Origin of the sequence: Novacetimonas cocois, assembly GCF_003311635.1 — a bacterium.
GTDB lineage: Bacteria > Pseudomonadota > Alphaproteobacteria > Acetobacterales > Acetobacteraceae > Novacetimonas > Novacetimonas cocois.
Map to the genome: position 1 here is coordinate 73,112 of NZ_QEXL01000003.1, position 23,756 is coordinate 96,867.

Consider the following 23,756-nt stretch of genomic DNA (forward strand, 5'->3'; position numbering starts at 1 on the left):
AAAGTAATGCCCAGACCGGATGACAAAATCCTTTATGCCATTCCCGATGGAACCGGCGCGCTGTTTGATGGCACCTGTGGCGATCCGTTTTCCATCCTGGGACGGCATAATGCCGGGTCTGTTGATATCATCCGCGTTTTTTATCGCGATGCGCGCCGGGTGCGTCTGGTTGTCGCGCGACGCAATGGCGGGTGGGCTGAACGCCCGATGCGCCGCGTTGATGATGGCGGCCTTTACATAGGGCATATTTCCGCAGGGGCGGCCTACCGGCTGAAGGTGACATGGGCCGACGGGGTGGAGGAAACGGCGGATCCCTATTCCTTTCCCCTGTTGCTCAGTGAACGTGAAATGGACCTCTTCCTGTCTGGCCGGCCGGGCAGGCTGGATCAGGTCATGGGCGCACGTCCCATGCGGGTCGAGGACGTCGCGGGGGTGCGTTTCGCGGTATGGGCCCCGCATGCGCGACGTGTATCGGTCGTGGGGGATTTCAATATCTGGGACGGGCGCCGCCATCCGATGCGACTGCGGCATGAGGCGGGCATATGGGAAATATTCATCCCCGGAATTGGCGCGGGGGAGCGGTACAAATACGAAATACTGGACCATAACGGACGCATTGGCCCGCACAAGTCGGATCCTTTTGCCCTGTGCGCCGAAATCCCGCCCGCCACCGCGTCGATCATTGTCGCCCCCTCCCCTTTTTCATGGACCGACGGGGAGTGGATGCGCGATCGTGGCTGCAGGCAGTCCGATGATGCCCCCATCGCGATATACGAGGTTCATGCCCCATCGTGGCGGCGTCCCACGGGCGATCCCGCCCTTACCATGTCATGGGATGATCTGGCGCGTGAACTGCTGCCACATGCGCGGGACGGGGGCTTCAGCCATATCGGCCTCATGCCCGTCATGGAACATCCGTCCGGCTGGGTATGGGGCTGTCCCCCGCTGGGACTGTTCTGTCCTTCGGCGCGGCACGGGGCGCCCGAAGGCTTCGCGCGTTTCGTGGATGCATGTCACGGCATGCAGACGGGGGTGATCCTTGACTGGATGCCTGATCGCCTTCCCCCCGACATGCATGGGAATGCCTGTTTCGATGGAACGGCATTATATGAACATCCGCATCCCCCCGCCGGTCCCCTGACGGAAGGAAGGCCGCTGTTTTATGATCTGGGCCGTCGCGAAGTCCGCGGCTTCCTGATCTCCAGCGCCCTGATGTGGCTGGAGCGTTACCACCTTGACGGGCTGCGCGTGGATACGCAGCCTGTTTCGGCGGACCGGCAGGAAGAAATGGCCGTTTTCCTGCGTGAACTCAACGAAGCCATTGCCGGGCGCGTGCCGGGCGCTGCTGTCATCGCGTCCGATACCCTGTCCACATCCGGCGTCACAGTGCCCGTGACGCAGGGGGGCATGGGATTTTCCTTTCAGTGTAATACCGCCCTGCCGCGGGTGCTGTCGGCCTATATGGAGCGCGACCCGTTATGGCGCGGGGGATTTCACGGGGACATCATTGCCGGATCCGATACGGCATTTTCCGAAAAGTTCATCCTCTGTCATGCACATTCCTTCGGCATGCGCGACGGGCGGTCGCTGCTGTCGCGTCTGGCCGGGGATGCGTGGCAGAAACAGGCGTGCCTGCGGACCTACCTGTCCTTCATGTGGGGATGGCCCGGCAAGAAACTGCTCTTCATGGGGCTGGAACTGGCGCAGGAAAGCGTATGGAATCCCGAAGGGCAGCTGGACTGGGATTCGTCGCGCCTGCCCGCGCCGGTCGGAATGCGGCGCATGGTGGGGGACCTGAACCGCCTTTATCGTGGTTATCCCGCCCTTCATCGTGGCGACTGCGCGCCTGACGGGTTTTCATGGGTGATTCGCGACGATACGCAGAACAGCGTCTTCGCGTGGCTGCGGCATACGGTCGGCAGCGCCCCCGTGCTGGTCATCTGCAACATGACGCCCGTGGTCCGGCATGATTACCGTGTCGGCGTGCCCTATCGGGGGTACTGGCGTGAAATCCTCAACAGCGACGCGGTTGAATATGGGGGCGCCGGCGTGGGGAACGCGGGCGGGGTGCATGCGCACGATCATGGGGCGCACGGGTTTGAACATTCCTGCGTCCTGACCTTGCCGCCCCTGGGCGTACTGTATCTCAGCATGGCGGAGGCCGACCTGTCATGACGACATGGCCCACCCGGCTGGAGGCAGGCAGTCCCTATCCGCTGGGGGCGACGTGGGACGGGCTGGGGGTCAATTTCGCCGTGTTTTCCGCCCATGCGCAGCGCATGGACCTGTGCATTTTCGACAAGGCGGGCCGCCGGGAGGTCGCACGTTTCTGCCTGCCGGAATATACTGACGAGGTCTGGCACGGATATCTGCCCGAAGGGCGCCCGGGACTGCTGTACGGGTTTCGCGCCTTCGGGCCTTATGATCCCGTACGCGGGCACCGCTTCAATCCGCACAAGCTGCTGCTTGATCCCTATGCAAAGGGGCTGCACGGTTCGCTGGTCTGGTCCGATGCGCTGTTTGGATACCGTATCGGCGGGCCGCGTGGCGACCTGTCCTTTGACCGTCGCGACAGTGGACAGGCCATGCCCAAATGCGTGGTAAGCGGCGGCGGATTTGAATGGGGAAAGGACCGCCTGCCCGCCGTGCCGTGGGGACATACCGTCATCATGGAGGCCCATGTCCGTGGCATGTCGATCCTGCGCGATGACATCCCGCCGGCCGAACGCGGCACGTTCCGCGCCCTGTCGCATCCCGCCACGATCGAATACCTGACAAAGCTGGGGGTGACGACGCTGGAACTGATGCCCGTGCAGGCATTCGCGCGCGACCGTTTCCTGCTGGAACGCGGGCTGACCAATTACTGGGGCTACAGCACGCTGGGGTTCTTTGCCCCGCATCCGGCCTATCTTTCGGATGGGTCGATGCATGAAATGCAGGCCGCGATCCGGCGCCTGCATGCCGCAGGGATCGAGGTCATCATGGATGTGGTCTATAACCACACCTGCGAAGGAAACGAACTGGGGCCGACGCTGTCATGGCGGGGGCTGGACAATGCCACGTATTACCGGCTGGTCCCCGCTGACGAACGGCATTTCATCAACGATACGGGGTGTGGGAACACGCTGAACCTTTCGCACCCGCGCGTGTTGCAGATGGTGATGGACTCCCTGCGCTACTGGGCGGTGAATTTCCATATCGACGGTTTCCGCTTTGATCTTGGCACCACGCTGGGGCGTGAAGCCTATGGCTTTGATCCATGTTCGGGGTTCTTCGACGCCCTGCGGCAGGATCCGGTGCTTTGCCGGCTAAAGCTGATCATGGAACCGTGGGATCCGGGGCCGGGTGGCTATCAGCTGGGCAATTTTCCGCCCGGGCTGGCGGAATGGAACAACCGTTTCCGCGATACCACGCGCCGGTTCTGGCGCGGCGACGAACTGCAGCGTGGCGACATGGCCGTGCGGCTGTCCGGATCCGGGGACCTGTTCGACCGTCGCGGCCGACGTCCGTGTGCCTCCATCAATTTCGTGACGGCGCATGACGGGTTCACCCTGATGGATCAGGTCAGCTACGTCGAACGCCATAACGCGGCGAACGGCGAAGACGGGCGGGACGGGCATGCCGACAACCTGAGCGCGAACTGGGGCGTCGAAGGGCTATCGGACGATCCGGGAATCAGCCGGACCCGGACACTCGTGCGCCGTGGCATGCTGGCGACGCTTCTTCTGGCGCAGGGAACACCCATGCTGCTGGCGGGTGACGAATTCGGACAGACCCAGCAGGGCAACAACAATGCCTACTGTCAGGATAACGCGACAAGCTGGCTTGACTGGTCGCGGGCCGACGAACCACAGGGCCGCGAAATGCAGGCCTATGTCGCGAAACTGACCGCCCTGCGTCAGGAGCATCCATCGGTCCGGGGCGACACGTTCTGGCACGACCGGCACTGCCCCTCCCCCGATATCACGGACATTTCGTGGCATGCCGCCGATGGCACGGCCATGACGCCGGAAAAATGGAACGATCCCAATGATCGCGTGCTGGGCCTGCGTCGTGCCTGCCGTCGTCCTGCTGGCGCGCCGGATGTCACGTTCCTGCTGCTTAATCCCGGTTTTCAGGATGCCACGTGCACGCTGCCCGATCCGGATGATGGGGAGTGGCGCCTGCTGCTTGACAGCGCGGAGCCATCCGGCCCCCAGACGGGCGAAAGGATGGCGCGCACGGTGCGTGTCGCGGCCCATTCCATCCTGTTCCTGTCTTTCACGCCACAAGGCGTAGCGAAAGAAATGCCATCATGAGCACACGTCACGCCTTTCGCACCACGATGGGGGCGACCATGCTGGATCCGTCGCGCACGCTGTTCCGGCTGTGGGCCCCGTCATGCGATGACGTCTCCCTCCAGATCGAGGACGGGCAGCCACCGCTTCCGATGCGCAAGGATGCCGAAGGGTTCTTTGAATGTATCGCCCCGGTGGGCGCGGGCACGCGCTATCGCTATCGCATTGGCCCGGACCTTCTGGTGCCGGACCCGGCGTCACGGGCGCAGCCGGATGACGTGCACGGCCCCAGCATGGTGGTCGATCCCAACGCCCATGAATGGCGCAGCACGCAGTGGACCGGACGCAGATGGGAAGAAACGGTCATATACGAGGTGCATGTCGGACTTGCCGGTGGCTTTCGGGCCCTGTGCGATGATCTGCCTCGCCTTGCGGCGCTGGGGGTAAGTGCGGTCGAACTGATGCCGCTGTCGGAATTTCCGGGCGGGCGCAACTGGGGGTACGATGGCGTGCTGCCTTACGCGCCGGAATCTTCGTATGGCACGCCCGACGATCTGAAGACCCTGATTGATACCGCCCACCGGATCGGGCTGATGGTCTTCCTTGATGTCGTCTATAACCACTTTGGCCCTGACGGAAATTATCTGGCGCAGTACGCGGCCCCCGTGTTCCGCGCCGGGTCACATACCGCATGGGGGCAGGCCATTGATTTCAGCGTGCCGCAGGTGCGGACCTATTTTCTGGATAATGCGCTGTACTGGCTGATGGAATACCGTTTCGACGGGCTTCGCCTCGATGCGGTGGACGCGATCACGGAACGCGACTGGCTGGTGGAACTGCTGATGCGCGTGCGCAGTACGGTTGAACCGGGGCGACGCGTTCACCTGATGCTGGAAAACCGCAACAATGACGCGGACCTGCTGCGATGCGGGTTCGATGCGCAGTGGAATGACGATGGCCATAACGTCCTGCATGTCCTGCTGACCGGGGAAACCGAGGGATATTACGGCAACTTTGAAACCGGCACGGCGCGGGAACTGGCAACCGTGCTGCGTGATGGCTTTCTGTTCCAGGGGCAGGTCGAACCCGTGACCGGCGCGCCGCGTGGCAGCCCCAGCGGCGACCTGCCCGCCACCAGCTTCATCCTGTTCCTGCAGAACCATGATCAGACCGGCAACCGCGCCTTTGGCGAACGCCTCGATGTTCTGGCGGACCCACGTGCCCTGCGGGCGGCCTATGTCCTGCTGCTGCTGTCGCCGCAGATCCCGATGCTGTTCATGGGCGAGGAATGGGGCAGCACGCGCCCCTTCCTGTTCTTTACCAGCCATAATGAGGCGCTTGGACATATCGTGCGTGATGGCCGGCGCAGGGAACTGTCGGCGTTTTCATATTTTTCCGATCCACGGAAATGCGAAACCATTCCCGACCCCAATGATCCCGCGACGTTCGAGGCCTCGCGCCTGTTGCAGTCGGATCGTCTTTCGACCGCGGCCCAGGACCGTATCAACCTGACCACGCGCCTGCTTGCCCTGCGGGCGCAATGGATCATCCCGCGCCTGCGTGGCGCGCACGCGCTTGATGCGCAGGCGGTGGGACCCGCGGCGGTCATGGCGCGCTGGCGCATGAACGATGACGCGATCCTGACGATCCTGCTCAATCTGGGTGCCGCGCCCGTAACGGATATCCCGCCCTGTGCGGACCGGCTGCTGTGCGCCATTCCTCCCCGCGAAGTGGCGGAGGAACACCTGCCCGCGTACGGCGTCAGGGTTTTCATGACGGAGGGCGCGCATGGATGAACGTGTGCTGGTCGCGCGGCTGCGCGCCCTGGGGCTGAGTTCACGCTGGCAGGATGCGGCGGGGCACAGGCATCACGTCAGTACGGATAACCTGCGCCATCTTCTGCGGGTGCTGGAAAAGGAAGAGGCGACCCTTGAGGAAACGCCCGTCCTGCCTCCGCTTGTCGTGACCGAGGTTGATCGTCCCACCCCCCTGCCCGGTGATGTGCTGCGCGGAAGCGGGACATTCCATCTGGAGCTGGAGGATGGCGGATCGCTGGAGGGATTCCTGCGCGCGCAGGCGGATGGCACCTGCAGGCTGCCTGCCGTGCCGCAGCCCGGATATCACCGGCTGCATGTCGCCGATGCCGTGACGACGCTTGCCGCGGCGCCCGCGCGCTGCTGCAACGTCGCGATGCGGGCGGGCAGCGATCGTCCGCGCCTGTGGGGACTGGCGGCGCAGATATACGGCCTGCGCACCACGCATGATGGCGGGATCGGGAATTTCAGCGCGGTTGAATCGCTTGCCCGCCAGGCTGTGGCGCATGGGGCCGATGCGCTGGCGGTAAGTCCGGTCCATGCGATGTTCGCGGCCGTTCCACAGCAGTACAGCCCCTATTCCCCGTCCAGCCGCCTGTTCCTCAACGTGCTGCTTGCCGATCCGCGCTGTGTTTTCAGCGGCCATGACATCACCATGGCGATGCATGCGCAAAAGGACATGGGCGACGACCTGGCGCGTCTGGAAAGTGCGACGTTGATCGACTGGCCACAGGCCGCCCGCCTGCGCATGGCGTTGCTGCGCAGGCTGTATGATGACGTCATCGCCCCTGTACCACCCGTCGCCATGACCGATTTCGTGGCGCGTGGTGGTGATCCCCTGCGACGTCATGCCATTTTCGAGGCCCTGCACGCGCATGAAATCGGGAAAGGATCGAAAGGCGGGGACTGGCGCATGTGGCCATCCCCCCTGCACCGTCCCGACAGCGAGGAAGTGGAAGAATTCGCGCGTTCCAATCCGTCCGAGGTAGGATTTCATGAATTCCTGCAATGGATGGCGGCCACCAGCCTGCGTCGCGCGTGCGAAGGCGCACGTAGCGCGGGAATGAAAATCGGCCTTATCATGGATATGGCAATTGGCGTCGATCCGACAGGAAGCCAGTGCTGGGCGCAGCAGGATCAGTTCCTGACCGGCCTGTCGATCGGGGCACCGCCCGATATCCTCAGCCCGATGGGACAGAACTGGGGGCTGACCGGTTTTTCCCCCATCGGGCTGCGTCGGCATGGATATGCGGCTTTCATCCAGACGTTGCGCGCGGGTTTCGCGCATGGCGGCGGCCTGCGGATCGATCATGTGATGGGATTGCAGCGCCTGTGGATCATTCCCGAGGGCGGTGCGCCGACCGACGGGGCGTATCTGGCCTTTCCGGGGCAGGACCTGATGCGCCTGATCGCGCTGGAATCCCTGCGTCACGAGGCCATCGTGGTGGGCGAGGATCTGGGCACGGTCGCCCCTGCCTTCCGGCGTGAGGCACGGCGGCATTCCATCATGGGGATGAGCGTCCTGTGGTTCCAGCGCCACAGGGACGGGACGTTCATGGATGCCGGGGAATGGTCCCCCGGCTCTGTCGGGATGACGGGCACGCATGACCTGCCGACCGTGGCCGGATGGTGGCTGGGAACCGATATCGACTGGCGCGAGCGGCTGAAGCAGGTTGGCCTGCGCCGGAGCCTGCGTACGATGCGGGCGGAACGTGAGGCGGAGCGCATCGGACTGTGGCGCGCGTTGCATGCGGAGGGGCCATCGGTCCCCGTCCCGTCCATCACGCCCGAGGGGGCGCAGGAAGTCGTGGATGCCGCCGCCCGGTTTCTGGGAATGACGGCGGCGCAGCTGGTGATCCTGCCTCTGGAAGATGCACTTGGCCTGATCGAGCAGCCCAACCTGCCAGGCACGGTTGACGGGCATCCCAACTGGCGACGTCGCTATCCCGCTTCCTCCCGTCCCATCCTGTCGGATGCGGAGGTCGCGGCCAGGCTGGCGCTGGTGCGTAAAGGGCGCGAGATGTCATGAACGACCTGCGCGCGACCATCCGGCTGCAACTGCATGCAGGTTTTACCCTTGACGACGCGGCGGCGCGGGTTCCCTATTTCGCGCGTCTGGGGCTGAGCCATGTCTATGCCTCCCCTATCCTGAAGGCACGTCCCGGTTCCACCCATGGGTACGACACGCTGGATTATGGCTGCGTCAATCCGGAACTGGGGGGGGAGGACGCGCTGCGTCGTCTGGTCGCATGCCTGCGTGCGCACGGAATGGGACTGATTGCCGACATCGTGCCCAACCACATGGCCGTGGGCGGTTCGGGCAACCGGTGGTGGGAAGATGTGCTGGCATGGGGGCGCGACAGTCGTCATGCCCATTTCTTCGACATCGACTGGCATGCTTTCGCGCCGTGGCTGCATGGGCGCATCCTTGTCCCGTTTCTTGACCGTCCATACGGGAAGGCGCTGAAGGACGGGATGCTGCGCCTTGGCCTTGATGCGCCGACGGGGATGTTCTTCATCCACCATCACGAACATCGTTTCCCGCTCTGCCCGCGCGATTACGGCGCCATGCTGTCTGGCGTGCAGGCGCCGTCCGGGCTGTGCGAGGAGCTTTCTGCCCTGAGCGCCGACGACACCCGCACGCAGGCATGCTGTCGCGTGCTGTCGCGGCTGGTGGCGTGGAGCCGGTCGGAGACGGGACAGGCCGCGATCGCGGCACTTCTTGACCAGTACGATCCGGCTGGCGCCTGCGGACAGACCCGCCTGCATGAACTTCTGGAACGACAGTCCTATCGGCTGGCATGGTGGCGGACGACGCCGGACCTCATCAACTGGCGACGTTTTTTCGATATCACCGGGCTGGCGGCCCTGAGTGTCGAACATGACGACGTGTTCGATGCCGTGCATCGTCATGTCATCGACCTGTATGCGGACGGGCTGATCGATGGCGTGCGGGTCGATCATATCGATGGGCTGACGCGTCCGGCCTCCTATTGCCATCGCCTGCGTCAATGCCTGTCGGCCGTGCGGCACCTGCGTCCGCCGACCGCGCCTGACAGCCTGTCCATCCATGTCGAGAAGATACTGCATGAACGCGAACATCTTCCTTCATCGTGGAATGTCGACGGGACGACGGGATACGACTTCATGGATCAGGTTTCCGCCGTGCTGCATGACGCGGCGGGGACGGCGGTGCTTGACGGGCTGTGGCGCGACCATGTGAGTGACAGCCCCACCTTTGCCATGACGGAACACAACGCCCGTTTCCTGATCCTGCGCAATACATTCCCGGCAGAGATGGTCGGCCTGCAGACCCGGCTAGCCATGATCGCGGCGGCGGATATCGATACCCGCGATCATGGCATGGAGCGGATCGGGATCGCCCTGCAGGCCCTGTTGATGAACTTCCATTACTATCGAACATATTTTTCAGAAAACGGTCATGAACGCCATCATGCGGATCATGTGACGCTCAACATCGCGGCAAAAGCCGCCCGTTCCGATCTTCTGACGTCATATCATGATGTTCTGGAATGGGTTGCGACCATCCTTGGCAGGACTGGCGGGCAGGATGCCGCGGTATGTAATGCGCAGGAACGTTTTGAGCATCTGACGGCGCCCCTTGCCGCAAAATCCGTTGAAGACACGGCCTTTTACAGATACGGGCGATTGCTGTCACGTAATGAGGTCGGTTCCGACCCGGGGCGGATCTGCCTGTCGCTGGCGCGGTTCCATGATGAAAACCTGCGTCGCCACAGGATGTTTCCGGATACGCTTCTGGCGACGGCGACACATGACCATAAACGCGGCGAAGATGCGCGCATGCGTATCGCCGTGCTGAGCGGGATTGCCGGACAGTGGCATGCGCTGGTCAATCAGTGGATCGTGGGGAATGCCCATTGCCGCGAGCATCGGATGATGCCGGACCGCGCGGACGAACTGATCCTGTATCAGGCGATGCTGGGGGCATGGCCGCTGGAACCGTGGCCGGACGCGGCGGCCCGACAGGATTTTCAGGAGCGCATGGCCGCATGGCAGGTCAAGGCATTGCGCGAGGCAAAGCGCCATACCAGCTGGACGGATCCTGATACGGAATACGAAAATGCATGCCACGCGTTTCTTGACCATCTGCTGGATCCGGCGATCTCAGGGACTTTCCTGATCGACATGCAGACGCTGGTTGGCACGATTTCACCTGCCGCCGCGCTAAATGCGCTGGCGCAGGTCGTGCTGCGCTATACCCTGCCGGGCGTGCCCGATCTGTATCAGGGAACGGAATTATGGGATTTCACGCTTGTGGATCCAGATAACCGGCGGCCGGTTGATTATGACCTTCGTGAAAAATCCCTGCGGGACGCGACATCCCTGCAGCAGTTGGCGGCACGATGGCGGACGGGGGAAATCAAGCTTCATCTCATCCACCGCCTTCTGAAATTCCGGGCGGAATATCCCCTTTTATTTCAGGCGGGATCCTATGAACAGGTCGAGGTATCGGGACCGGCGAGGAAACATGTCATTGCCTTTGTGCGGCGATACGAACAGCGATCCCTGCTGACGGTTGTCATGCGTCATTCATGGGGGCTGGTTCCCTCCCCCCATGATCTGAGGCTTGATACCGACATGCTGGCGCAGACGCATCTGATCCTGCCGCTGACGGGACGCGGGGCGTGGCGGAGCATACTGCATGAAAACAGGAGTCATGAAGAAAACAGCAATCTTTCACTATCGTTTCTTCATGGAATCGTCCCGGTGGAGTGTCTGTTTCAGGATGGATGAATACTGAAGAGAGATGTCGGATACAGGATTCTCTTTTATAAAAACGATATCGAAACAAATAAAATGGCAATTAAAATGATACGGATTCTTGTTGCCATTTCGTAAAAATAAACGTGTGTCAGCAGAAACGCAAATAAAGTGGTTTTTCGCTGAATATGGAATTATGTTTTTTTTGTGGCACCGAGTCCGCGTGGAAACACGGGACATGGCATGGGCGATTGAAAATCGTCATGACATGTAAACTGCCTTCATCAGGACATCTGACCACACCGATTCCACAAATAATATTCATGAAAATCAGAAGTAATGTCGCGTTTTTTGTGACCAAACCCATCAATATGGAGGAAAACGTGCGTCGTGAAACGGAGCTTGATGCTGTGCGCGGCATCGCCGCCCTGATCGTGGTATTCTTTCATTTCTGGTTGATCATGCCAGATGAATGGAAAACGCAGGCGGTAAGGTTTCCCATGCTTATGGGACATTCTTTCAACCTTGAAACCCTGTTCCACTTTACGCCCCTGCGGCTTCTGATTTCCGGATCGGGAGCAGTGGGGCTTTTTTTTGTCCTGAGTGGATATGTCCTGTCCCTGTCCATATCGCGGCACGGAATGGCGTCTTACGAACGTTTTGTCGTGCGCAGGATATGCCGGATATATCTTCCCTTTGTCGCCATCATCCTGTTTGCGGCCCTTATGCTGGTCCTGGTAAAAAAGGCCCCCCTGACGGGAGTGAGCGAATGGTTCTCGAACGGCCCGTGGTCTGTCTATCCCACGGAGCAGGTCATCATGGGGCATCTGCTGATGACGGGCACCGTTCCCCTGCTCAGCCTTGACAACCCGGCATGGTCGCTGGTCATCGAAATGCGGGTTTCGCTGATTTTCCCGGTCCTTTTCGTCCTGATGGAAAAATACCGGGCGCAGACGCTTGCCGCTGTCATGATCCTGTATTTTGCCGCCAGCATGTTTCTGAACAGCGTGGGGCAGAATCCGCCCACAACTTTCACGAACAGCCTCATATTCACCTTTGAATATCTTCCGCTTTTTGTCGTGGGGATTCTTTTTTTTCAGTTCAGGGAAAATATCAGGACTTTTTATGGATCAAGATCTTCGATGGTCCGTAATGCCGTCCTTCCCCTGGCGATAATCCTTCTTGGCGTGCCGGCAATCGGACCGGAAAATGCCGTTGGCGTCATAAGGAATCTGATCTGGCTTGTCTGTACCACAATCGGTTCCGTGGCCACGATCTGTGTGGCGCTGCATAATGAAAGGATATGCGGGTATCTGCAGAAATCCCATATGCAGGGGCTGGGACATATTTCATACAGCCTGTACCTCAGCCATCTGGTCATTGTCCTGTCCATGGCGTACGCGCTGAATGCCATCATGCCGGTATGGGCATGGCTGGTGCTTGCACTGCCGGTTTCCATAGCAGGGGCGACGGCATGTTTCTGGCTGGTCGAATATCCATGCATGCAGGCCGGTTACTGGCTGACGCGGCGGCCGGTGCTCAAACCGGAACTGGTGGGGTGAAATGGCGATGAAAAACGGATGATTAAATTTCGCGTTATGACAAAATAAATAAAACTTTTGACCTTTCAAAGGCTTTTTACATGACACACCGGAGGAATAGTCATGAAAAAAGCCTTGTTTTTTTGCGCCGCGCTATTGTGCTCATCTTCCGCGCTGGCACAGTCGGTCCCGGAAAAGACGGGCATGAATTCCCTTCTGGGAATGGCGCCCAATACGGCGGATTTCATAAAGGAAGTCGCGATCAGCGACCAGTTTGAAATCCAGTCGAGCCAGCTTGCCCAGACCGAGCATGTCCCGGCGCTGGAATCATTCGCGGCGCGGATGATTTCCGACCATCAGGAAACATCGGGACAACTGAAGGAAATGGTGCATAGCGGCAACCTTCAGGCGGACCTGCCCACAACGCTGGACAGTTCGCACATGTCCATGCTTGACAAGCTCAGGAAACTGCATGGAAACAGTTTCGAGGAGCATTACCGGGAAGATCAGATCAGCGCCCACCAGACGGCCATTTCGCTTTTCCAGCGTTATGCCGATAATGGAGAAAATACGGAGCTGAAAAACTGGGCCGCCAAGACGCTGCCGACGCTGAAATCCCATCTGGAAATGGCGCGTAACCTGCCCCACTGAACCGTTTTGATACAGGATTGAAAGGCATGAAGACCATATGAGGCAGCCCGGGCCCGGACGCGCGTCATCCGGTGAAACCTTTCATCAGGATTATGAACGGCGGATGGACCTTCTTGTCCGTCGTCTTCCGTCGCGGCTTCAGGCTGTCGTCCACAGGCTGCGTCGCCCGTCGGCGCGCTGGATACGCATGCCGGTGGGCATCATTCTTGTACCGGCGGGATTCCTTGCCATCCTGCCGGTCTTTGGCCTGTGGATGACCCCGCTGGGCCTCATGCTGCTGGCGGAGGACGTTCCCCTTCTGCGTCGGGGAATGGCGCGCATTCTGGAATGGATCGAACGGCGCCATCCCGGCTGGATGGGGCTGCACGAAACGCATCCGGATTAGTCCTGAGGCAGTCTGACATAACCGGTTTCAAGGGATCAGCAGGTCATGCCGCACGGAAGTCCCCTTGTCACGATCCTTGTCATCGGTCTGGGTCTTGCGTTCATACTGGGGACGATCGCCCACCGGATCGGATGTTCGCTGCTGGTGGCGTATCTGCTGGCCGGGATCATCATCGGTCCTTTCACCCCCGGTTTCGTGGCTGATCAGGAACTGGTGCCGCAACTGGCGGAAATTGGCGTCATCCTGCTGATGTTCGGGGTGGGGCTGCATTTTTCCATCAATGATCTGGTATCCGTGCGCGCGATTGCCATTCCGGGCGCGCTTACGCAGGTGATCCTTTCGACGATATGCGGGATTCTGCTGGCGCGGGCGCTGGGGTGGTCATGGGGCGGCGGGCTGGTCTTTGGCCTGACGGTCGCGATCGCCAGTACGGTGGTCCTGCTGCGCACCCTGCAGGAACAGAGACTGATGGAAAGCCAGCGCGGGCATATCGCCGTGGGCTGGCTGGTCATACAGGACCTGCTGACCGTCATGGTGCTGGTGCTGCTGCCGGTTCTGGCGCCGCTGCTCAGGCCGGATGCGCCGGCCGGCATGGTCGATCCATGGCGGGTGGCGCTGGCGATCGGGGTGACGATCGGCAAGGTCGTGGCGTTCATCGCGCTCATGCTGCTGGTGGGGCGGCGGCTGATTCCGATGATGCTGCATTCCGTCGCCCATACCGGATCGCGGGAACTGTTTCGCCTGTGTGTGCTTGCGATTGCGCTGGGCGTCGCGATGACGGCGACCGAGGTCTTTGGCGTTTCTTTCGCGCTGGGGGCGTTTGTTGCAGGCATGGTCCTGAGTGAATCGCCACTTTCGCAGCACGCGGCCGCGGAAACGCTGCCGCTGCGCGATGCGTTCGCGGTGCTGTTCTTCATTTCCGTGGGCATGCTGTTCAATCCGGGGATCATGCTGCACGACCCCCTGCCCCTGCTGGCGACGCTTGGGGTCATCATGATCGCCACCCCGGCGATCACGGTCATCATCCTGCGCTGCCTGCGCCAGTCGTGGCAGACTGCTCTTGGCGTTGGCGCGGGACTGGCCCAGATCGGGGAGTTTTCCTTTATCTTGGCCGCCCTTGGGGTGCAGTCCGGGCTGCTGGCGCAGCGCGCGCACGATCTGGTGCTGGGGGCGTCGATCGTATCGATCCTGCTCAACCCTGTCGTCATTGCGATCGTCAACCAGATCAATGCCATGCTCGACCGGCGCGAATGGCTGCGGATGGGACAGGAAGGCCGCGACGGAAGCATGGCGATGCTGCATGACCATGCCGTGCTGATCGGGTACGGGCGTGTCGGCTCCCTCGTGGCGGAAGGACTGCGCGCGCGTCATGTCCCGCTGCTGGTGATCGAGGCGGGGGATACCCGTGTCCATGCGCTGAATGAGCGGGGGATCTCGGTGCTGCTGGGCAATGCGGCCGATCCGGGGCTTCTTCCCCTCGCCGGGCTGGATCGCGCGCGCATCCTGATCGTCGCCATTCCCGATGCGTTCGAGGCCGGGGAAATCATACAGCAGGCGCGAGGCCTCAGCCCCCAGCTTGATATCGTCGCCCGGGCGCATTTCGACAGCGCCGCCGACTACCTTTCCGAATATGGCGCCAGCCTGGTCATCATGGGCGAACGTGAAATCGCCCGCGCCATGCTGGATTACGCCACCCGTGACGAGGCCGCAGCGCCCGTGCGCGACGCGTCTCCATCCAGCTGAGGGCCATGCATGTCGCCTGTTTCAGTCACCTCGCGCCGGATTGAGGATTATGCGATGATCGGCTCCACCCACAGCGCAGCACTGGTGCATCGCAACGGCACGATCGAGTGGCTGTGCATGCCGCGTTTCGATTCCGAGGCGATATTTGCCTCCCTTCTGGGGACCCCGGAAAATGGCGAATGGGTCCTGCGCGCAACCGACCCGACGGCCCGCATTTCCCGCCGTTACGTGCCGGACACGATGATTCTGGAAACCACGATCGAAACGCCGCAGGGGCGTGCCGTGGTGCAGGATTTCATGCCCACGCCGGTCGATGGCGACCTGCATGAGCTGATCCGCATCATTCGGGGGATCGAGGGAACGGTAAGTTTTTCGGCCGAGCTGCGCCTGCGCTTCAATTACGGGGAATGGATCCCCTGGGTAGAACGGCGCGAGGGGGCGATATTCGCTTTCGCGGGGCCGGACGCGATCCGCCTGAGCAGCAGCGTGGACCTGAGCAACGCCAATTTCTCCACCACTTCGGATTTCACCATCGTCGCGGGGCAGAGCGTTGCGACGACGCTGGAGTGGTTTCCATCCCACAAGATCCCGCCCATGCCGCGCGATCCCTATGCCCTGCTGCGCCATACCGAGGCACAGGGACGGCTATGGGCCTCGCAATGCACGTATGAAGGCCCCTATGCGGAAAACGTGCGCCGGTCGCTCATGACGCTCAAGGCGCTTACCTATCATCCGACGGGGGGCATTGTCGCCGCCCCGACCACTTCCCTGCCCGAAGATCCAGGGGGCAGCCGCAACTGGGATTATCGGTACTGCTGGCTGCGCGATGCGGTCTGGACGCTGCATGCCCTGACCGTTTCCGGATACATGGAGGAAGCAAGCGCGTGGCGCTGGTGGCTGATGCGGGCGACGGCGGGGGCGCCGGACGGGTTGCAGATAATGTACGGGCTGCATGGGGAACGCCGCCTGACGGAAACGACGCTGGACCATCTGGCGGGATATGAAAACAGCCGTCCGGTGCGCATTGGCAATGCCGCCCACGGACAGCTGCAGCTGGATGTCTATGGATCGCTGCTGGGGGCGTTCGACGCGGCGCGGCGTGACGGGCTGCCCGACATGGACGCGATATGGCCGCTCCAGCGTTCCATCGCCGATCGCCTGCTGGTGTTGTGGCGGGAACCGGATTCCAGCCTGTGGGAAATTCGCGGCCCCAAGCAGCATTTCGTCTATTCCAAGATGATGTGCTGGTTCGCATTCGACCGGACCATCGCCAGCGCCGTGGATTTCGGGCTGGAAGGTCCGATCGACACATGGCGGCAGGCGCGCGAGGAAATCCATGCCCAGGTCTGTGAAAAAGGATTCGACAGAGAAAGCAACAGTTTCGTGCAGTATTACGGGGCGGATCGCGTCGATGCTTCCCTGCTGCAGATTCCGCTGCTTGGCTTCCTGCCCGCCGATGACCCGCGCGTGCAGGGCACGGTCGCGCGGATCGAACGCGAACTGCTGCATAACAACGTCGTCTACCGCTACCTTCCCGAAGGGGTGCGCGCCGACGGGCTGGAAGGCCGAGAGGGCGCCTTCCTTGCCTGCAGTTTCTGGCTGTGTGACGCCTATATCATGTCCCGCCGCATGGATGAGGCCCGTGCCCTGTTCGAGCGCCTGCTGACCTATGGCAATGATCTGGGCCTGTTTTCCGAGGAATATGATCCCGTCGCGCGGCGGCAGCTGGGCAATTTTCCGCAGGCGTTCAGTCATTTCGCCCTTGTCCACACCGCCCACATGCTGGCCGGGGGCGTCATAGACGCCAGTGGTGCAGGAAAAAACAGGGCGCGCACGCAGGCCCTGCCTGCCGGGCCGGACCAACGCCGCCTGTTTTCGGTTGGGGGTTCGCGCGACGGCCGATAGGATCGTGACCATGCCCCATGTCCATTCCCTTTACATATATCCTGTCAAAAGCCTGCATCGTTGCGCCGTGCAATCGTTCAGGGTGGACCCGTGGGGACCATGCGGGGATCGCCGCTGGGTCGTGACGGATGCAACCGGGAAGTTCCTGACGCAGCGCCATCATCCCCGCATGGCCACGCTGATGGTGCAGCCCATGGAGGGCGGACTTGTCATCAGCAATGGACGGATGGAGGATCTTCGCATCACGTTCCCATCGCCGGATGCCCCCGTCCTCAACGTCGAGGTCTGGGGCGACAGGGTGCAGGCCCATGATGCGGGAGAGGATGCTGCCGGGTGGCTGTCGCAGGCGCTGGGGCACGGGTGCCGGCTGGCGTTCATGCGCGATCCCCGGTCCGCGCGGCTGAAGGATGCGGTGGGTATCTATCCCGTATCGTTCGCGGATGGCTTTCCCCTGCTGCTGGCGGCGACATCCTCCCTTGCCGATCTGAACGCAAGGATGAACCATCCGGTGCCGATGGAACGCTTTCGCCCCAACATCGTGATTGCCGGGTCGGAGCCCTGGGAAGAGGATACATGGCGGCGTATCCGGATCGGCGCGGTGGAACTTTCCGTCGCAAAGGCCTGTAGCCGGTGCAAGGTGACGACCGTGGATCAGGAAACGGGCGAGATCCCCGAAAAGGGAGAACCGTTACGCACGCTTGCAGGGTTTCGCCACGTGGCGGATGGCATCATGTTCGGACAGAATGCCCTCGTCCGGCAGGAGGGCGTCATTGCGGTAGGCGATGAGGTCGTTATTGTGGAACGGGGATCCTCCAATCTCGGACCTCCGGCGTCCTGACTTTCGCTGATGCCGCCTTTCCCCAATATGGACGGAGATGCCCATGACTTCCCTTTCTGTCCTTGACCTGTCCCTGATTACCCGTGGCGGCAGCGTGGCTGGCGCGCTTGCCAACAGTGTCGATCTGGCGCGCCTTGCGGAACGGCTGGGGTATCATCGCTACTGGCTGGCGGAACATCATGCCATGCCCGGCATCGCTTCGACCGCGACGGCGGTGGTGATCGGCCATATTGCTGGCGCCACACGGCATATCCGTGTCGGCGCGGGCGGGATCATGCTGCCCAATCATTCCCCGCTGGCCGTGGCGGAGGCCTTTGGCACGCTGGAAAGCCTTTATCCGGGGCGCATAGACCTCGGGCTGGGTCGTGCGCCGGGATCGGACCAGGCCACGATGCGCGCCCTGCGTCGCGATCCGGCTGCGGCGGACCGCTTTCCCGCGGATGTTCAGGAGGTCCTGCGTTATCTCGGCCCGGTGGAGACAGGACAGCGCGTGGTCGCCATTCCCGGCGCAGGGCTGGACGTGCCGGTCTGGCTGCTGGGATCATCGCTGTTTTCCGCGCACCTTGCGGCCCAGCTGGGGTTGCCATTCGCGTTTGCCGCCCATTTCGCCCCCGCGATGATGGAGGAAGCTGTCGCCCTTTACAGGCACGCCTTTGTCCCGTCGCGATACCTGCAGGCACCCCATGTCATGTTGTGCGTCAACGTCATTGCCGCCGATGACGATGCGACGGCCGCGCTGCTGTTCACCTCGCTTGAACAGTATTTCGTGGCGCTGCGTTCCGGCCGGCCCACGGCATTCCCGCCGCCGGACGCGCACCTGCAATATGATCCCGCCCAACGGGCCATGCTGGAACAGGTCCTGCGTTACACGTTTCATGGCGGGATGGAACGCGTAAGCCAGTCCCTGACGGATTTCATGCGGCGCCATCGCCCCGACGAACTGATGGTGGCGATGCCGATATACGATCATGCCGCCCGACGCCACTCACTGTCCCTGCTGAAGGGGCTGTGGGATGGGGTGGAAACGGACGCCATGACGGGTTAGCTGGATTTCCTGTCATGAAACCCTGCTTTCGTTCACACGCTTCATGAAACAGGTCTCAGGAGAAAGAAGGAGGGAGTGTCATGGATTTCCCCCTCTGCGTGCATGCAGAAAACATGTCACTGTTTCATTGGGTAAGGCGTGAACTGCATGCCTGCTTCGATTTCATCATACATGAACCGCCACCCCGCGAGATGCTGATGCTGATCGACGGTCTGGAACAGACGCATGGCGTCCAGAATATGCTGTAGAAGGGAACCTCCGGACACGGCCGCGCCGCATGGTGCGCCTGGAGGATTCCGGAAAATCCGTATTGGAAAATTCCTGTAATTATAAGGAATTTTCATGAATATTTTTTCATAAATTTCGGAAATGTTGCCTTCCCGGAAAAAGCGGTATCCGAAAACTTTTTTTATTTTTCATTCGTGTAATTGTTTTCAGACAATCCCATGACGGATCATTTTCCCCATTTTTCTTCATCAAGATGTGCCAGCAGGTCAACGCCCAGCGTTGTCAGCCGATCAAGCAGTTTTTCCCTGTTTGCGGGGAACATAGTCGCGGGTCGGCATTCGCGACGCCCCTGACGGCAATTTCATTGATCTCAAGGGGAAAATTGATGCTGGCACCGTCAAATTTCACCGTTGCAAAACCATTGACCGGCATCCCCATGAACGGGGGCGGAACAGCAGGGCCGGGGACCAGATCCTGACGGACAAGGTCGGGAAACAGCGCCATGGCAATACTTGCCAGCGGATTACCCCCATGACCGGCGGAGCGTTTCGCCGTATCGGCGTCTTCCATCACATCGGGCAACATCCCTGCTGCGATGCTCCACAGATATACGCACGGGATCACGACCCCATGTTGTTGCCGCAGGGCCAGCGTGACATCATGAATGGCCTGCGCATTTCCGCCATGACCATTGAAGATCACGATACGTGTCAGTCCCTGCCGCACAAGACAGGACATCATGTCCGTCAGGACGGCGCGCAGGGTGGATTGCCGCAACGCGATGCCGCCAATCATGCTCCCGAAAAAATCCGCCCCGCCATATGGCAGCACGGGCGCGACATAGGTGGCGATGCCACGGTCCGTCGCCGCCGTTGCCACGCGCCACGCCACGGCGTCCGCGCACATGTAATCGCCCATCGGCGCGAAGGGGCCCTGATCCTCATGACTGCCAAGGGGCAGGATGATGACAGGATTGCGCGACAGCACGTCGCGTGCCTCTTCTCCGGTCAGTTCGCCAAGACACGTCTTTGTGGGCATTTCATTCATTGTGCGTGGATCCTGATGATGTAATCGTTCTGGAAATACTTCTGATGGAATCCTGTTTTCAGGAAAAATAACGGATGTTCTGATGATATCCTGTAACATGTGCATGGAAAAACTGATCCCCACATTTACACGGATTTCCGGAAGATTGCCATATGCGCCGTGATTTTCCGCTTCTTCCGTGATCTGAGGGATGGTCAATGTTGTCCCGTAATGTGGAGGGTCTGAGGGATGAAAGATCCTGCACATGAATAACCATGAAACATAGTTATTTTAAGAATATCGTTTGTGAAGTAATTGTCATGAAAACCAGATATTACCCATGTAACCATTGCAGGTGATCCCTCATGACCGAAGCCCCCGAACGCCATTCTGATACCGACGTCGATCGCCTTATCCTCGATCGCTGGTCCCCCCGCGCCTTTACGCCCGCCCCCATCACGGAAGCCGAGCTTCTTTCCTTTCTGGATGCAGGCCGGTGGGCGCCTTCGGCCTATAATTCCCAGCCATGGCGCTTCATATACGCACGTCGCGATACCCCGGACTGGGAACGGTTCCTGTCATGGCTGATCCCGTTCAACCATGCCTGGGCGCAGAATGCGTCGGCGCTGGTCTATGTCGCGTCGCATACGGTCATGGGCGGAGGCAGGGCGGAGCCCGTTCCCTCCCCCACCCACGCGTTTGACGCGGGTGCCGCGACCGTGCTGGTGCAACTGCAACTGAGCCGGGCAGGATGGGCCGGCCATCCCATCAGCGGGTTTGACCATGACCTTGCGCGTTCGGGCCTTGAGCTTCCCGAAGACCATGCCCTCAACGCCGCCCTTGTCATAGGCCGGCAGGGCGAGGCGGAGATATTGCCCGACTCCCTGCGGGCGCGTGAGGCCCCCTCCACCCGCCGTCCTCTTTCAGAACTTGTCTTCGCGGGACGGTTCCGCGTTCGGGACCCGGACTGAATGGTCATGACTGGCGGCGCTGATCCCACCATGAAAGCCGCTTTATGATATCGCGTTCATATCCCCTTTCATTGGGACGATAGAGATCCGGCCTGTTGGGGCCGGTCAGCGCGTCGGGGAAAAACTGCTGTCCGCTGAAGGCATGCGGGAAATCATGGTCATAGCGGTATCCATCCTTGAAACCCTGCGCCTTCATCAGGGCCGTCGGGGCATTGATCAGATGTTTGGGCGGCAGGATGGAACCATGGGTTTCCGCAAGGTCCATCGCTGCGTAAAAGGCCTTGTAAATCGCGTTCGACTTGATTGCGGTCGCCAGATACCCCACGCATTGCGCAAGGGCCGGCAGCCCTTCGGGTTCTCCCACCCGTTCGAATGCCGCAGCACAGGCGGCGGCCTGTTCTATGGCGCGCGGGTCGGCAAGTCCCACCTCCTCCGTCGCCATGACCATCAGGCGGCGCAGGATGGCGCGTGGTGGCTCCCCGCTTTTCAGCAGGCGCGCCAGCCAGTACAGTGCCGCCTGCACATCCGACCCGCGAATTGATTTCTGGAATGCGGACAGCAGGGCATGGTGGATGTCCGATCCCTTGTCCCCGGCATGGGCCTTGCGCTGGACAAGGGTATGAAGCTGTTCCGCGGTGACGGGAGAGTCCGGCGCAAGATCCGCCAGCGCCTCCACCATCACCAGCAGGTAACGCCCGTCCCCGTCGGCCATGCGCAGCAGTTCGTCGCGGGCCTCCGGCGCAAGGGGAAGCTCCCGTCCCAGATGTGCCTCCGCCCGTGTCAGCAGCGTTGACAGATCCTCCATCTCCAGCCGTTGCAGAACCATGACCTGTGCCCGGCTGGCGAGTGCGCGGTTCAGTTCAAATGACGGGTTTTCAGTCGTCGCGCCGATCAGGACGACGGTTCCATCCTCCACAAACGGCAGAAGCGCATCCTGCTGCGCCTTGTTCCAGCGATGGATTTCATCGACGAACAGGACCATTCCCTTTTCATGTCCCTGCTGCCGATGGGCCTGCGCCTTCGCCAGCGCCTTTTTCAGGTCGGGCATTCCCGACATGACGGCGGAAATCTGTTCGAACGCCATGCCGGAACTGCTGGCCAGGATGCGCGCCAGCGTGGTTTTCCCAGTGCCCGGCGGTCCCCAGAAAATCATCGAGGACAGCCGGCCGGACGCCAGCATCCGCCCGATTGGACGATCGGGGGCCAGAAGATGCTTCTGCCCGATGACATCTTCCATCCGTCCCGGACGCAGTGCTTCGGCAAGGGGGCGTGGGGCGGCTGTTTCAAACAGGGATGTCACGTCTGCTCCATGTCGTTCATGTCTGCCGGGATTATGCATTTTCCCGATATCCTGCATATGAAGGTCTTTCTACATTTGTCGCCATCCCTGAACTGCCAATGCAAGGAGTACAGCCATGACATTCCGGAATCCTGCCCGCCGCGGGGTCTTGCCTGCCATGATGCTGCTCGCATCCTGCTGGAGCATCAGCGGCCATGCGGCGCCGCAACTCCAGGACCTCCATATGCCGGAGGGGTTTCATATCGCGACCTATGCCACGCATGTCCCGGGTGCGCGGGAAATCGCGCTGGGGGAAAAGGGCACGGTTTTCCTCGGCTCCATGGGGGCGGGCAAGGTGTATGCCCTGACGGGGGACAGTGATCCGGCCCATCCGCGACAGGTCCGGGTGATCGCCCATGGGCTGAACCTTCCTGCGGGCGTCGCCTTTTTCCATGGCGACCTTTATGTTTCGGACACGCGCTGCATTGTCGTCCTGCGCGGGATCGAGGACCGTCTGGATCATCCGCCGGCCCCCGAAACGGTCGCGGACAACCTGCCCTATCGCGCCGGGGACCATTCGTGGAAGTTCATCGCGTTCGGCCCGGATGGCAAGTTGTACGTGCCCATCGGTTCGCCATGCAATGTGTGCGAGGTGGGACATGACCTTGGCAAGCTGATGCGGATGAATCCCGACGGCACGGACCGCGAGGATATTGCCTATGGCATCCGCAACAGCGTGGGCTTCACATGGCAGCCCCATACGGGAACGTTGTGGTTTACCGACAACGGGCGCGACATGCTGGGCGATGACGTGCCCAATGATGAACTGAACCGGCTTGACAAGGTCGGGCAGTCATTCGGCTTTCCCTACTGCCATCAGGGCAACATCCCCGATCCGACCTATGGCCATCTGCATCCATGCAGCGAGTTTACGCCCCCTGTACTGGGGCTGGGTGCTCATGTCGCGGCACTTGGGCTGCGGTTTTACGAGGGAACGATGTTTCCGGCCCCCTACCGGGGCAGCCTGCTGATTGCGGAACACGGATCGTGGAACCGCTCCCGCCTGTCGGGATACCGGGTGGTCACGGTTCCTTTCGGCGCGGGGGGCAGCGTCGGTCCCGCAACACCGCTGGTGGACGGGTTCGAGCAGAATCAGGTGCCATGGGGCCGCCCGGCGGATGTGCAGCCACTGCCTGACGGCAGCGTGCTGATCAGCGACGATCAGGCGGGGGCGGTCTATCGGCTGACCTATGATGCCCATTCAGGCTGAGACCGGATGGCCGAAGTGGCGTTCCGCGCATCCGGGGGAA

At 61.3% G+C, this 23,756-nt stretch carries 18 protein-coding genes; 15 read left to right on the forward strand and 3 right to left on the reverse strand.

Annotated features, from left to right (window positions below):
- Positions 1 to 6 precede the first annotated feature (6 nt).
- The 5 genes from glgB to treY are packed head-to-tail and all read left to right on the forward strand — an operon-like array spanning position 7 to position 10,867.
- Positions 7 to 2,175 carry a 1,4-alpha-glucan branching enzyme gene (glgB, locus tag NJLHNGOC_RS03215; protein WP_113595076.1) on the forward strand — a complete coding sequence of 723 codons (2,169 nt, stop codon included), beginning with the start codon at positions 7 to 9 and terminating at the stop codon, positions 2,173 to 2,175.
- The gene (glgX, locus tag NJLHNGOC_RS03220; RefSeq protein ID WP_206059695.1) at positions 2,172 to 4,298 is read left to right on the forward strand and encodes a glycogen debranching protein GlgX; all 2,127 of its coding nucleotides are present in this window, start codon (positions 2,172 to 2,174) and stop codon (positions 4,296 to 4,298) included. The genes glgB and glgX overlap by 4 nt, the downstream gene beginning before the upstream one ends.
- Positions 4,295 to 6,073: a malto-oligosyltrehalose trehalohydrolase gene (gene treZ, locus NJLHNGOC_RS03225; protein WP_113595077.1), complete on the forward strand. Its 1,779-nt coding sequence runs from the start codon at positions 4,295 to 4,297 to the stop codon at positions 6,071 to 6,073. Before glgX ends, treZ begins: the two co-directional genes overlap by 4 nt.
- A complete protein-coding gene (malQ, locus tag NJLHNGOC_RS03230) occupies positions 6,066 to 8,120 on the forward strand; it encodes a 4-alpha-glucanotransferase (protein WP_113595078.1) in 2,055 nt (684 codons plus the stop codon). The genes treZ and malQ overlap by 8 nt, the downstream gene beginning before the upstream one ends.
- Positions 8,117 to 10,867 (forward strand): malto-oligosyltrehalose synthase, encoded by a 2,751-nt coding sequence (gene treY / locus NJLHNGOC_RS03235; RefSeq protein WP_113595079.1) that lies wholly within the window; start codon positions 8,117 to 8,119, stop codon positions 10,865 to 10,867. Before malQ ends, treY begins: the two co-directional genes overlap by 4 nt.
- Positions 10,868 to 11,118: 251 nt before the next feature.
- Here the strand turns inward: treY and NJLHNGOC_RS16245 are convergent, their stop codons facing one another.
- Positions 11,119 to 11,349, reverse strand: coding sequence for a hypothetical protein (locus NJLHNGOC_RS16245; protein ID WP_239021315.1), 231 nt, complete (start codon positions 11,347 to 11,349; stop codon positions 11,119 to 11,121).
- On the opposite strand from NJLHNGOC_RS16245, the gene NJLHNGOC_RS03240 reads away from it, so the two are divergent.
- The 8 genes from NJLHNGOC_RS03240 to NJLHNGOC_RS16575 all read left to right on the forward strand — a co-directional run bounded on the left by NJLHNGOC_RS03240 (position 11,269) and on the right by NJLHNGOC_RS16575 (position 19,190).
- Positions 11,269 to 12,396, forward strand: coding sequence for an acyltransferase family protein (locus tag NJLHNGOC_RS03240; RefSeq protein WP_239021312.1), 1,128 nt, complete (start codon positions 11,269 to 11,271; stop codon positions 12,394 to 12,396). The genes NJLHNGOC_RS16245 and NJLHNGOC_RS03240 overlap by 81 nt on opposite strands.
- A 102-nt stretch (positions 12,397 to 12,498) precedes the next feature.
- On the forward strand, positions 12,499 to 13,026 hold the full coding sequence (locus NJLHNGOC_RS03245; RefSeq protein ID WP_113595081.1) for a DUF4142 domain-containing protein: 528 nt from the start codon (positions 12,499 to 12,501) through the stop codon (positions 13,024 to 13,026).
- A gap of 37 nt (positions 13,027 to 13,063) precedes the next feature.
- On the forward strand, positions 13,064 to 13,411 hold the full coding sequence (locus NJLHNGOC_RS03250; RefSeq protein ID WP_113595082.1) for a hypothetical protein: 348 nt from the start codon (positions 13,064 to 13,066) through the stop codon (positions 13,409 to 13,411).
- Positions 13,412 to 13,456: 45 nt separating this feature from the next.
- A complete protein-coding gene (gene ybaL / locus NJLHNGOC_RS03255) occupies positions 13,457 to 15,154 on the forward strand; it encodes a YbaL family putative K(+) efflux transporter (protein ID WP_113595083.1) in 1,698 nt (565 codons plus the stop codon).
- Between the two features lie 9 nt (positions 15,155 to 15,163).
- Positions 15,164 to 17,059 carry a glycoside hydrolase family 15 protein gene (locus NJLHNGOC_RS03260; protein ID WP_239021296.1) on the forward strand — a complete coding sequence of 632 codons (1,896 nt, stop codon included), beginning with the start codon at positions 15,164 to 15,166 and terminating at the stop codon, positions 17,057 to 17,059.
- Positions 17,060 to 17,069: 10 nt separating this feature from the next.
- The gene (locus NJLHNGOC_RS03265; protein WP_113595164.1) at positions 17,070 to 17,897 is read left to right on the forward strand and encodes an MOSC domain-containing protein; all 828 of its coding nucleotides are present in this window, start codon (positions 17,070 to 17,072) and stop codon (positions 17,895 to 17,897) included.
- Between the two features lie 43 nt (positions 17,898 to 17,940).
- A complete protein-coding gene (locus NJLHNGOC_RS03270) occupies positions 17,941 to 18,942 on the forward strand; it encodes an LLM class flavin-dependent oxidoreductase (protein WP_113595165.1) in 1,002 nt (333 codons plus the stop codon).
- A gap of 113 nt (positions 18,943 to 19,055) precedes the next feature.
- Positions 19,056 to 19,190 (forward strand): hypothetical protein, encoded by a 135-nt coding sequence (locus NJLHNGOC_RS16575; protein WP_275399375.1) that lies wholly within the window; start codon positions 19,056 to 19,058, stop codon positions 19,188 to 19,190.
- Between the two features lie 262 nt (positions 19,191 to 19,452).
- Here NJLHNGOC_RS16575 and NJLHNGOC_RS03275 read toward each other — a convergent pair whose 3' ends face one another.
- Positions 19,453 to 20,217, reverse strand: a complete 765-nt coding sequence (locus NJLHNGOC_RS03275) for a creatininase family protein (RefSeq protein WP_239021297.1) — start codon at positions 20,215 to 20,217, stop codon at positions 19,453 to 19,455.
- 344 nt (positions 20,218 to 20,561) lie between these two features.
- On the opposite strand from NJLHNGOC_RS03275, the gene NJLHNGOC_RS03280 reads away from it, so the two are divergent.
- Positions 20,562 to 21,167 carry a nitroreductase family protein gene (locus NJLHNGOC_RS03280; RefSeq protein WP_113595084.1) on the forward strand — a complete coding sequence of 202 codons (606 nt, stop codon included), beginning with the start codon at positions 20,562 to 20,564 and terminating at the stop codon, positions 21,165 to 21,167.
- Positions 21,168 to 21,171: 4 nt separating this feature from the next.
- Here the strand turns inward: NJLHNGOC_RS03280 and NJLHNGOC_RS03285 are convergent, their stop codons facing one another.
- A complete protein-coding gene (locus tag NJLHNGOC_RS03285; protein WP_113595166.1) occupies positions 21,172 to 22,467 on the reverse strand; it encodes a replication-associated recombination protein A in 1,296 nt (431 codons plus the stop codon).
- A 157-nt stretch (positions 22,468 to 22,624) separates the two neighbouring features.
- Here NJLHNGOC_RS03285 and NJLHNGOC_RS03290 point away from each other — a divergent pair, with 157 nt between their 5' ends.
- Positions 22,625 to 23,716, forward strand: a complete 1,092-nt coding sequence (locus tag NJLHNGOC_RS03290; RefSeq protein ID WP_239021298.1) for a PQQ-dependent sugar dehydrogenase — start codon at positions 22,625 to 22,627, stop codon at positions 23,714 to 23,716.
- Positions 23,717 to 23,756: the final 40 nt, after the last annotated feature.